This is a genomic window from Clostridium sp. Marseille-P2415 (assembly GCF_900155545.1).
Taxonomy (GTDB): Bacteria; Bacillota; Clostridia; order Lachnospirales; family Lachnospiraceae; genus Lacrimispora.
On sequence record NZ_LT732526.1, the window covers coordinates 1,856,723 to 1,868,036 of the forward strand.

Below are 11,314 nucleotides of genomic sequence, written 5' to 3' on the forward strand. Positions count from 1 at the left end.
AAATTCATGGAAGACCTATTATTATGGTAACCGACAGGCCCCTTGGGGAAATCTGCTCATTTGAATGCCCCCTTTTTATTCAGAAAATGATATAACGCACCAATTAAATTCGAGTCATTAAAAAACCGGCAATTCGTAACAACCGGTGTAGGAATGAAGCGGGACAGTTGGCGGAACGGATGCCTCTCGCATAATTCCTCTAAATTTTTTCTGATGAATTCTAACAAAAGCGGCTGCTGGCTGATGCCTCCACCAATCGATATCAGCTCCACATCCAGAATTACCTGTAAATTGTAAATCTGAACCGCAAGCCTTTTGGCATAATTGTCCAATGCTTTTAATATTTTCTCATCACCTTTGTCAGCCAGCTCGAAAATCCTGACTCCGTCAAACTCTTCCTGGGGAATTCCCGTTTCTTTGGATGCATACCTGGCTAAGGCAGCAGCACCATTGGTATGGCCCCAGTATCCGTCTGCCTCATCCACACGGTCATCCTCCACCGCCACATAACTGAATTCGCCTGCCGAAAAATGAATCCCCTTGTAAAGCTCTCCATTTATGATCAATCCGCCTCCAACTGCCGTTCCCAGCACAAGCACGATACCATTTTTCACATGTTTCTGGCTTCCCTTCCACATTTCTGCCAGGGCCGCACATTTTCCGTCATTTTCAATGGTAACCGGCACCTTGCAGCGCAGCTCCAAAAGTTCCACCATGTTCTGCCCGGATACGTAGCTCAAAGCTCCGCCGGAATAACAATACCCCGTGTCACTGTCCAGAACACCCGGTGCACTTATAGCAATTCCCTCCACCAGTCCATCATACCGCCGGAATATGGAATCCAAAGCTCCCAGATAATCTTCCAGTGTATGATTTTTATTATTTGGTGTCTGTACCTTGTTTTTCTCAAGAATATCTGCATTTTCATTCATAAGCGCATATTTAATAAAGGTACCACCCACGTCAATTACCAGATACTTCATACATTCTCCTTTTCATATTCAAGTTTACGAAGCAGATACGCAGGAGTACAGCTCCATGCATGGCAGTAGCTGTTTACCGCCGATGAACCGTATGGGGATTCTTCGGGATCATCCGGATTATATAACTCCCAGAAGGTATCCGCGCCCTGCTCCAGCATGCCTCCCCAATAATATTTCATATAACCGACTGCTTTTTCCTTTTCTCCGCAAAGTATCAATGCTTCTGTAAAATGATGGTTCATGTAGGGAGTCACCATTCCCATTTTCGGTTTCAGCTCCATGATGCGGTTCATTAAAGCTCTGGCTTCCTCTCCTTTCTTTACTCCGGCCAGAACCATCCAAACCTGGCTCGCATAGGAAACCTGACGCTCCTCTCCGCTGACAAATACCTTTTGCTCCTGATCCCAAAAATAATCAAGCGCCGCCTTAACACACCGTGTTCTTTCTTCCTCCAGCTCAGCCGCAAGTGCAGGAAGGCTTAAAATCTCAGCCAGCACAATTCCGGCATTTAATGTATAGATGTAGATAGCCTGCGCACTGGCCTGCTTATTAAGTCCCTCTTTCCAATCGACAAAGCACCAGTTACTTTCGCCGTCCCGGACCACAGCCTTTTCATCAAAATATCTTCTGGATAATTCTATCTGGCGGTATGCCGAAGGCCACAGCTCTATTAACGTTTCCTTATCCTTCGCAGCTTCATAATAATCTTTTAAAACAGAAAGGAAAAACAGGGAATAATCAAACATAAAGGTATCATCCACCAGGTACTCCGGTTCTATAAAAAGGCATGCTCCGATCGCCCCGTCATCCCTGGTCAGCCCGGCAAATAAATACATGCACCGTTTTACCAGATCATAATTCTGAAACGTTGCATAATTTGCCAGAGCCTGTAATCTCAAATCTCCCAGCCAAAGCCTTCTGTCCCTCTTTGGTCCATCCTCAAATACGGATTGCATGCAATTCTGGAGAGTCCGCAGACTGACCCGGTCCATCTGCCGTAGAACCGGCCCGAAAGCAGAAACCGGCTCCACCTTTTCAATGTCAACGGCCGAGACAGCCCTGCATTCCACCGCTTCCACTGCGACCTGAAATTTTAAAGAAGTATCGACCACATAAATTTCCATATACCGGAACGCATATCTCCTTGGCAAATGCAGCCAGGCAGGAAGTACATCCACATGGATGTATTCTTCCTGAATCCAGCCACGGCTGATCCAGCCATTGTAGTCCCCGGAATTCTCCCGGATCTCTTTGGACCGCTCTCCAAATTTAAACCTTAAATAAGCCGGTGCATCCTGAGGGCTCCCAAGGGATTTCAATTTTAAGCTGATATATCCTACCTGATGGTCACCGAAATCCAATACAATGGATTCCCCTTTTTTTAAAGCGATACTGCCCATTTCACAGATCTCCGCTCTTGGCACTGCTTTTCCATCTTTTCCGACAGAAACCAGCTTAACAGGCTTTATCCGCTTTTCCTTAAGCTTTGGCTCCAGCCCTTTGGCCTTTTCCACAAATGCCTCATTCGTCACCCTTTTCATATCCAGATCAATGCTGACTGCTGCCATGATAATCCCTCCCTTCTTAATTTCCTGCTCTTCTTACTTCTAATTCTTTATTAATTTCCGGAAGCTTTTTATCCAGATCATAAAATAAAAACGTGATAATCGTTAATATATTTGCTGCCATGGGAATCCAGATATACATTACACTGATTGCATTCAGCGCAGAAGCGGATTGCACCGGCGCATTTGCCGTATAGCCGCTTGCAGCTAACAGCGCGGCTGCAACAGAGCTTGCCACCGCCATTCCTACCTTACCGATAAAGCCGTTGACCGCAGATAAGGTTCCTGCAATGTTAATCCCTGATTTCCATTCCCCGTAATCCACAGGGTCCGGCTGAATTGCAAAATGCATGCTTCCCTTCAGGCCATACCCCAGTGCCGCTATAACCACTCCAATCATCACGACCGGAATCGAACTTCCTCCGATGAAAATAATTCCCATTCCCGTCCCATGCAGCACGGCCCCTGCGATCATCAGATTTCTCTTTGCAGTCAATCGCGCCAGAAATGGAACACAAAGATTCGTTGCCACCGGAATTAAGGTTGTGATGGTAGCTGCAACGCTGGAAAGCTCCTTATGGTTCAGATTATAAGTAAAATAGAAAATGATCGCCCCGGCCTGGATCACAAATCCACCAAAGAACCAGATAATATTTGCCGCAAATAACAGCCAAGGTTTATTATGGATCAGACAGCTTAAGCTTGCTCTCAAACTTACCTTCTCTTCCCGGATACGCACCCGTTCCTTTGTATTAAAAAAACAGAAGAAAAATACCAGACAGCCTGCGATGCCGAAAATCATCATTACAATGCGAAATCCTGCCGCTTCGTTTCCTTTTCCCAGATGATCCACCAGTTTCAAAGCAAATGCTGACACCACGGTTGAGCCAATGTACGAGAAAAATACACGGCTGGCAGCCAGGTTCGTTCTTTCCTGCGGATTCGCTGTTAAAGACGGTAAGATCGATGCCATGGGAATATTTACTACCGTATAAGCTAAGGACAGCAGCATATATGTTACATAGGCATAAATCAGCATACCTGTCTGGGATATATCCGGTACGCTGAATGCCAGAACCGCAGTCACTGCAAACGGAATGGCTCCTGCAAAAATCCAGGGTCTTGATTTTCCCCACCTTGTATGTGTCCTGTCAATCAGAAAGCCAACCGCCAAATCTGTAAATCCATCAAATATCTTCGTTACCAGAAACATAACGCTTACCGCCGCCGCATCCAAATGCATGACATCCGTATAAAAATACAGTAAATATAAAGAAATGACCTGCCAGATCAAATTGCAGGCAAAATCAGAGGAACCGTACCCGATCCGCTGCCGCCACAGATTTCTTTTCACATCTTTTTCGAAATTATTCATTTTGCCAACCTCTCTCCTCTATTTGGTACGGACATAATAGCATTCCTCATTTCTTTTTACTATTGAATAATTTACGATATTGACTTGATATTTTTTATGATGGTATACTAAAGATATTTTAATGGGATACGGAGAGACTCCTTATGAAAATAAGCAAAGATAAATTCAATGATTTTATTACCTCCTATATAGAGGATGAGATTTTTTACCGCAGCCTTTATGAAGCAGAGCACTGCCAGCCGGAATCGTTTCCACAATATGTAGATGCTCTGGACCGGGATTATATTGAGCGGCATCAGCTATATGTGCCAAGCATTCACGGCAAATGGCTCCCTTACCTTTCGGAAAACGAATTCTTTCAAACATATTCTCAAAACATTTACATTGTAAAACATAATCGTTATTCACCGGAATATATCCATGAGCATGAATTTTATGAGTTTTTTTATGTCTATTCCGGCACCTGTATCAATAAGATTCAGGAAAAGAAACAGGTCTGCCAGGCTGGAGACTTATGTATTATTCCACCTAAAACAAAGCATAGCATAGCCGTTTTTGATGACAGCGTCATAATCAATGTCATGATCAAGTCAAGCACCTTTCACGCTACCTTTTTTGGAATGTTTACGAATCATAACGCGCTGTCCCGTTTTTTTTCCCATACTTTATATGAAAAAACAGAAAACAATTATCTGCTGTTCCACACCCAGGCAGATCCGGTTATCCGTTCTCTTATTGAAGATATCTACATTGAATATTACGGCCACAAAAAGTACTCGGATTCCCTGCTTGACAGTTATCTCCTGACCTTTTGGTGCATGCTTCTGCGCAATCACGAGAACCACCTGGAAAGCTTTTTAAATACTGCGCACCAAAATCTTGCCTTGCCGGATATCCTAAATTATTTTCAGACAAACTTTACGGACATTACCCTTTCCTCCGCTGCTGATTATTTTGGATTTTCAGTTCCTCATTTCAGTAAGCTTATCAAAGATAATACGGGACAGACCTTTGTCCAGCTCATCCGAACTATACGGTTGGAAAAAGCCTGCCGCGCACTAAAAACGACCGACTTAAGTATTTCTTCTGTCTGCGAAATCATCGGCTATGAAAATCCGGAGCATTTTAACCGGATTTTCAAGGAACATTTCCATATGACTCCCGGGGAATACCGCAGGACCCATACAGATCCTTCGCCAGCCCCGCTTAATCCGTGAGGCCCATAATGGCCTCCCGTACATTTCCTACACCGATCAGGCGGATCCCTTCCACCTGATTCATCTTTTCCAGAGAAATCCCTGGCAGCACGCAGGTTTCAAACCCCAGCTTCTTTGCTTCGTTCACTCTCTGCTGCGCCTGGGATACCGCCCGCACCTCACCGGCTAATCCTACTTCACCGAAAATTATGGTTTTCGGATTCACCGCCCGGTCCTTCATGCTGGATACGATCGCCATGATAATGGCTAAGTCCAGAGCCGGTTCATTCATCCGCAGACCGCCCGTAATGTTTACATAAGCGTCAAAATGGGACAGATCATAGTGGCACCGTTTTTCCAAAACCGCCATCAATAGATTGACCCGGTTATAATCGGTTCCCGCAGCGGTACGTCTGGGCATCCCAAAAGCGGTTGGCGTAATCAGCGCCTGAACCTCTAAAAGCATGGGCCTTGTCCCCTCCATGGAACAGGCGACCACCGCACCGGAGGCATCCTCCGGCCTTCCGTTTAACATGTACTCGGAAGGATTCTTAACCTCGGAAAGTCCGCTTTCGACCATCTCGAAAACACCGATCTCATTGGTCGATCCGAAACGGTTTTTCACTCCCCGTATGATCCGGTAGGAAGCACTTCTCTCCCCTTCAAAATATAAGACCGTGTCAACCATATGCTCTAAGACCCTGGGACCGGCCACCACGCCTTCCTTTGTCACATGTCCCACAATGAAAATGGCAATCCCTGCCCCTTTGGCTATCTGAAGCAGGATATTGGTGGATTCTCTTACCTGGCTGACGCTTCCCGGCGCAGAAGAGATTTCTTCCCGGAACATGGTCTGTATGGAATCGATGATCACCACATCCGGCTTTTCCTCCCTGATGGCGCCTTCAATGAATTCCAGACTGGTCTCACAGAGGAATAATAAGTCTCCCGTCACCTCTCCGATCCGGTTCGACCGCAGCTTGATCTGCTTTAAGGACTCTTCCCCTGATATGTAAAGTACCTTCCGGCCGGAGGCCGCCAGATTACGGCATACCTGTAAGAGCAATGTGGATTTCCCAATGCCCGGGTCACCGCCCACCAGTACCAGAGAGCCCTTCACAACGCCTCCACCCAGGACCCGGTCCAGTTCTTCATATCCGGTTTTCATGCGGTCCTGCTCATCCAAATGGATTTCCGACAGCCTGGAAGGCTTCACCTTTAAAGAATTTCCCCCAGCTCCCTCCATACTGCTTCCAATACCTCTCTTAGCCGCAGGCTCCTTTTTTCCAACCGGCTCCTCTACAAATGTATTCCATTCCCTGCAGGCCGGGCACTGCCCCAGCCACTTTGCAGATTCATATCCGCATTCCTTGCAGAAGAATGCGGTTGCCTTCGCCTTCGCCATATGGATTCCTCCTGAAAAAAGCCGGGGTCCGGCCCCTTTCTGAAAGAGCCGAACCCAGCTTAACATCCTATTATCGTTTATTGATCTTTACAGCCACAGGTGTTCCTTCATTCAGTTCCACGCTGACGTACAGCTTTCCGCTCATGTTGGTCCTCATGCCTCCCACAGCAGCACCGTCTACATACACCTCATACTCAGTATCCTCTGCCAGCTGAACGGTCAGCTGGGCATCCTTGTCACCTTCTACTTCAAATTCCACTCCATCATTGGATACGGTGAAATTCTCTACTGCGGTACCCGGTACAGATTCGTATACGAACATGCCGTTACGCTCCAGCTTGGTTATCTCGTAAAATGTCTTTACTTTATATAAATCACCATCGTGCTCAAAATCCTGTAATTTTGACTTTGTTCCTAATTTGTAATTACCAAAACTGATCGTTCCGTCTTGTTCTGTGCGGATTAATTCTTCAATTACCGGCATCGGTTTGCCCTCCTAGTATTTTGTTTACTTATCCTTTTTGCGATGAACGGATGTGTTCGCTTGTAGTTATTATACACGAATTGACAGGAATTGGCTAGTTATTTTACCAGCTCCTTAACGGAAAATTTTAATCCGTCATTTCCGCCCGAAACTACGACTTCGTCCCCTGTTTTAACCGTTCCGTTCAGGATTTCTTCTGCCAGCTTATCTTCCAGACAGTTCTGAATGGTACGCCTTAACGGCCTTGCGCCATATTTTTCATCATAGCCTTTGTTGATCAGGAATTCCTTGGCCTCCTCTTCGACTTCCAGTGTGATATTCATCTGTTCTGATGTCCGTTTCATGATATCCTTCATCATAATGGTCAAAATATCCTTCATGTGGTCCTTATTCAGCGGATGGAATACGATGATCTCGTCGATCCGGTTCACGAATTCCGGCTTGAATAAACGCTTTACTTCTTCCATTACCCGGTCTTTCATGATCTTATAATCTGCCTTTTCATCCGCGGCCGCACCAAATCCAAGACGTTTCGGCGAAATGATGTTCTCCGCCCCGGCATTGGAGGTCATGATGATGATGGTATTTTTAAAATCGATTTTCCTGCCCTGGGCATCTGTGATATGACCGTCATCAAGCACCTGCAGAAGGATATTGAATACATCCGGATGAGCCTTTTCAATCTCGTCAAATAAAATGACCGAATAAGGGTTTCTTCTGACCTTTTCGCTTAGCTGGCCGCCCTCGTCATAGCCTACATATCCTGGCGGGGAACCAATCATCTTGGAAACACTGTGCTTCTCCATATACTCAGACATATCAACCCGGATCAGGGCATTTTCCGTGCCGAACATAGCTTCGGAAAGAGCTTTGGACAGCTCGGTTTTTCCCACACCGGTAGGTCCTAAGAACAGAAAGGAGCCAATGGGGCGTTTCGGGTCTTTTAAGCCCACCCTTCCCCGCCGTATGGCCTTAGCCACGGCTGAAACGGCTTCCTCCTGGCCGATCACCCTCTCATGAAGGATGGATTCCAGATTCCGGAGACGTTCACTCTCCCCTTCTTCCAGCTTCCTTACAGGAATCTTGGTCCAGCTTGAAACCACATCAGCGATCTCTCCCTCATCAACAACCAGGTTTTTTGATGACTTTTCCTTCTGCCATTTTTCACGGATCTTTTCGATTTTTTCCCGCTTTTTTTCCTGTTTCTTCTTTATAGTTCCTGCCTTTTCATAAGCTTCGGCTTTGATGGCAGCCTCTTTCTGATCTTCCAACTGTTCAATCTCTGCTTCCAGCTCCTTAATTTCCCCCGGCTCCACAAACGTAGTCAGGCGGACCTTGGAGGAAGCTTCATCAATGACATCAATGGCCTTATCCGGAAGGAAGCGGTCATTGATATACCGGGAGGACAGCTTCACCGCGGCCTTTAACGCATCATCGGTAATCGTTACTCTATGATGATCTTCATACCGCCCTTTTAAACCTCTCAGGATATAAATGGCTGCCTCCTCAGACGGCTCCTCCACCGTAACCGGCTGGAACCGCCGCTCCAAAGCGGAATCCTTTTCAATATATTTGCGGTATTCTTCAATGGTCGTGGCACCGATCAGCTGTAATTCCCCTCTTGCAAGAGATGGTTTTAAAATATTGGATGCATCAATGGCACCCTCCGCTCCTCCGGCACCGATAATGGTATGAATTTCATCGATAAACAGAAGGACCTCGCCATCTTCAATCACTTCGGCGATCACCTTCTTGATTCTCTCTTCAAATTCCCCGCGGTACTTGGAGCCGGCCACCATCCCCGATAAATCCAGGGTCAGGAGCCGCTTTCCTGCAATGGTTTCCGGCACATCGCCGTTTGAAATCATCTGTGCCAGACCCTCTACAACCGCAGTTTTCCCTACTCCCGGTTCTCCGATCAGACATGGATTATTCTTCGTTCTCCGGCTAAGAATCTGGATCAGACGCTTAATCTCCAGTTCCCTTCCGATCACCGGGTCCAGCTTTCCTTTCACCGCAAGCTCTGTCAAATCCCGGCTGTAGCTGTCAAGGGTAGGCGTGTTTCCCTTTCCCTTCGGCGACTTCATAAGCTCTTCCTTATTGGCAGGAGCATCTTCTCCCATTGCCGACAGCACATCAATGTAAAGCTTCTGTATGCTGATTCCCATGGTATTTAACAGCCTGGAAGCAACACAGTCATTGTCACGGATAATGGAAATCAGCAAATGCTCCGTGCCGATTAAGTTCGCTTTAAAGCGCACAGCCTCACGGTAGCTGTTTTCCAAAACCCTTCTGGCGCCCGGCGTATATCCGCCGTCTTCTTTAAGCCGCACCGCCTGGTCCGGAGCGATCAGCTGGCTGATCAGGCTTAAAACCTTTTCTTCCTTTACCCCGTTCTCTTCCAGAACCCTGGCAGCTACCCCGCTGCCTTCTTCCAGAAGTCCGATTAGTAAATGTTCTGTTCCCACATAGCTGTGGCCCAGACGTTCCGCTGCCTGTACGGCCAGATTGATGGCCGTCCTGGCCTTTGTCGTAAATCTGTCTATCATGAATGAAATCCTCCTGTCATTTTAATTCCGGCAATTCCCTCCGGATGAAATCCGCTCTGGCCCCGTCCAGTTCTTCCTTGCTTAATGGCCGGTCTGAAATCTTCTGCAAATTCGCGGGCTGGATTCCAAGCATCAGGCGGTAGACGGAAAAATCCTCCTCTGTATGGATCAGGCCATCCGTAAGCCCGGCCATGATCTGGGATAAGAAAATCATGGCATCCCTGGATGTCAGCCTTCTGGCGTATTTCAATACTCCATAGGATTTATGGACCTCATCCTCCCGCTCGATCCTTCGCCTCTGCAGAGAGAGCTTCCTTACCTGCATCTCCTGATTGGTCAGCTGGATCGCGGCTTTTGATACCGTATCTATAATTTCCCTTTCTGTCTGACCAAGGGTTTTCTGGTTGGATATCTCATAAAGGGAGCCGAAGTTTTCTTCCCCCTCTCCAAAAACGCCCCGAATGGCAGCTCCGAAACGGCTCATATCCCCAATCAGGCTTGAAAACCTCCTTCCCTGTGATAACATGGGAAGGTGCACCACTGCGGATGCCCGGAGTCCGGTTCCAACATTGGTGGGAAAGGTCGTCAAATAACCATACCGTTCATCAAATGCATACGCAAACCTTTCATTGGCGTAATCATCGATCCGGTTCGCCCTTTCCCAGAGTTCTTCTAAGTGAAGACCCACCCGGAGAAGCTGAATCCGGATGTGGTCATCACAGTTCAGCACAATGCCGGTGTCCTCATCATCAGAAAGATAAATGCCTGCAGGCTTTTTCTTTGAAACAGCCGCCGAATTCAGTACCCGCCGTTCCTTTAAAGCCACCCGGTCCAGCTCTTCTAAATCATCCAGCATGGCAAAATTTAAATGTTTGCCTTCTGCTTCGCCCAAATCCTTTAAACCAAATTCCAGCTTACGGACCATCTCTGTGCTTTCCTTCTCGCCAAGCTTTGCAGGAAAGTCATACTCCTGCCAGTTCCTGACCAGACGGATCCGGCTGCTTATCACTCCCGGCCGGCTGCTGTCTGTCTGTTCAAACCATCTAAGCATTGGCCTCATTTCCTTTCTTCAGTTCTCGTATCCTGTCACGGCATACGGCTGCTGCCTCATAATCTTCAAAACGAAGCGCCTCCTTAAGCTTTGCATCCCACTGGAAAATCTCTTCCTCCTGGCCGGTTGGAACGTTTTCTTTCGCCTCATCGACTGCATCCGTTCCGTCCTGCCCTGCCGGCATGTGAGCCAGCTTCTGGTATACAGGTGTTTTTCCTGTATGGATAAGGCTTCCCTGAAGCTGCTTTAAACTGTCCTCCATAAGGGGCCCAAACACACTGTAACAGTCCGCACAGCCAAATCTGCTGTCTCTTACAAACTCATCGTAAGTGGTCCCACAGGAGGGACATACGATCTGATGGAGCTTATCCGGTCCCTGGCTGGTATCCTCAATTCCCAAAAGACCTGAAAGCAGCTTGCCTAACGGGAACTCGCCGTCAAAAATAGCTGCATATACTCCAAAATCCATTTCCTTTGCGCACTGGGCGCAAAAATGGTGTTCCTTCTTCACACCATTCACCACTTCCGTATATTGAATATTTGCTTCGCGAATTTTACATCTCTCGCATAACATAATGAACCTCCAATCCAGTGATCACTCGTCCCTCTGGCTTCTTAAAAATGTCTGGAAAATCTCATCAACCAGTTGGTGGACCTCTTCACATGACACATTTTTACAGACTCCTCTTGCTAATACAACGCTCAA

Annotated in this window: 9 protein-coding genes; 1 reads left to right on the plus strand and 8 read right to left on the minus strand. The window is 47.0% G+C overall.

All coding sequences use genetic code 11. The features are described from left to right. Nucleotides 1–56 precede the first annotated feature (56 nt). Genes BQ9856_RS13475 through BQ9856_RS13485 form a run of 3 tightly spaced genes read right to left on the minus strand, consistent with a single transcriptional unit; the run spans nucleotide 57 to nucleotide 3,923 of the window. The gene (locus BQ9856_RS13475; RefSeq protein WP_077611492.1) at nucleotides 57–983 is read right to left on the minus strand and encodes an ROK family protein; all 927 of its coding nucleotides are present in this window, start codon (nucleotides 981–983) and stop codon (nucleotides 57–59) included. Continuing rightward, nucleotides 980–2,551, minus strand: coding sequence for an alpha-L-rhamnosidase-related protein (locus BQ9856_RS13480; protein ID WP_077611493.1), 1,572 nt, complete (start codon nucleotides 2,549–2,551; stop codon nucleotides 980–982). The genes BQ9856_RS13475 and BQ9856_RS13480 overlap by 4 nt, the downstream gene beginning before the upstream one ends. A 16-nt stretch (nucleotides 2,552–2,567) precedes the next feature. Further along, complete coding sequence (locus tag BQ9856_RS13485) at nucleotides 2,568–3,923, minus strand: glycoside-pentoside-hexuronide (GPH):cation symporter (RefSeq protein ID WP_077611494.1); 1,356 nt, start codon at nucleotides 3,921–3,923, stop codon at nucleotides 2,568–2,570. Nucleotides 3,924–4,066: 143 nt separating this feature from the next. Here BQ9856_RS13485 and BQ9856_RS13490 point away from each other — a divergent pair, with 143 nt between their 5' ends. Continuing rightward, nucleotides 4,067–5,140: an AraC family transcriptional regulator gene (locus BQ9856_RS13490; protein WP_077611495.1), complete on the plus strand. Its 1,074-nt coding sequence runs from the start codon at nucleotides 4,067–4,069 to the stop codon at nucleotides 5,138–5,140. Here BQ9856_RS13490 and radA read toward each other — a convergent pair. The 5 genes from radA to BQ9856_RS13515 form a co-directional block, all read right to left on the minus strand. Beyond that, nucleotides 5,130–6,524 carry a DNA repair protein RadA gene (radA, locus tag BQ9856_RS13495; protein WP_077611496.1) on the minus strand — a complete coding sequence of 465 codons (1,395 nt, stop codon included), beginning with the start codon at nucleotides 6,522–6,524 and terminating at the stop codon, nucleotides 5,130–5,132. The two genes, BQ9856_RS13490 and radA, sit on opposite strands and share 11 nt — an antisense overlap. A 70-nt stretch (nucleotides 6,525–6,594) precedes the next feature. Next, nucleotides 6,595–7,008 (minus strand): endosialidase, encoded by a 414-nt coding sequence (locus tag BQ9856_RS13500; RefSeq protein ID WP_077611497.1) that lies wholly within the window; start codon nucleotides 7,006–7,008, stop codon nucleotides 6,595–6,597. A 98-nt stretch (nucleotides 7,009–7,106) separates the two neighbouring features. Next, nucleotides 7,107–9,557 carry an ATP-dependent Clp protease ATP-binding subunit gene (locus tag BQ9856_RS13505; protein WP_077611498.1) on the minus strand — a complete coding sequence of 817 codons (2,451 nt, stop codon included), beginning with the start codon at nucleotides 9,555–9,557 and terminating at the stop codon, nucleotides 7,107–7,109. 16 nt (nucleotides 9,558–9,573) lie between these two features. Continuing rightward, nucleotides 9,574–10,608 carry an ATP--guanido phosphotransferase gene (locus tag BQ9856_RS13510; RefSeq protein WP_077611499.1) on the minus strand — a complete coding sequence of 345 codons (1,035 nt, stop codon included), beginning with the start codon at nucleotides 10,606–10,608 and terminating at the stop codon, nucleotides 9,574–9,576. Next, nucleotides 10,601–11,182 carry a UvrB/UvrC motif-containing protein gene (locus BQ9856_RS13515; protein ID WP_077611500.1) on the minus strand — a complete coding sequence of 194 codons (582 nt, stop codon included), beginning with the start codon at nucleotides 11,180–11,182 and terminating at the stop codon, nucleotides 10,601–10,603. The genes BQ9856_RS13510 and BQ9856_RS13515 overlap by 8 nt, the downstream gene beginning before the upstream one ends. Nucleotides 11,183–11,314: the final 132 nt, after the last annotated feature.

Coding starts and splice junctions, on each gene's coding strand:
- BQ9856_RS13475 (WP_077611492.1), bottom strand. CDS start 983: ATGAAGTATCTGGTAATTGACGTGGGTGGTACCTTTATTAAATATGCG.
- BQ9856_RS13480 (WP_077611493.1), bottom strand. CDS start 2,551: ATGGCAGCAGTCAGCATTGATCTGGATATGAAAAGGGTGACGAATGAG.
- BQ9856_RS13485 (WP_077611494.1), bottom strand. CDS start 3,923: ATGAATAATTTCGAAAAAGATGTGAAAAGAAATCTGTGGCGGCAGCGG.
- BQ9856_RS13490 (WP_077611495.1), top strand. CDS start 4,067: ATGAAAATAAGCAAAGATAAATTCAATGATTTTATTACCTCCTATATA.
- radA (WP_077611496.1), bottom strand. CDS start 6,524: ATGGCGAAGGCGAAGGCAACCGCATTCTTCTGCAAGGAATGCGGATAT.
- BQ9856_RS13500 (WP_077611497.1), bottom strand. CDS start 7,008: ATGCCGGTAATTGAAGAATTAATCCGCACAGAACAAGACGGAACGATC.
- BQ9856_RS13505 (WP_077611498.1), bottom strand. CDS start 9,557: ATGATAGACAGATTTACGACAAAGGCCAGGACGGCCATCAATCTGGCC.
- BQ9856_RS13510 (WP_077611499.1), bottom strand. CDS start 10,608: ATGCTTAGATGGTTTGAACAGACAGACAGCAGCCGGCCGGGAGTGATA.
- BQ9856_RS13515 (WP_077611500.1), bottom strand. CDS start 11,182: ATGTTATGCGAGAGATGTAAAATTCGCGAAGCAAATATTCAATATACG.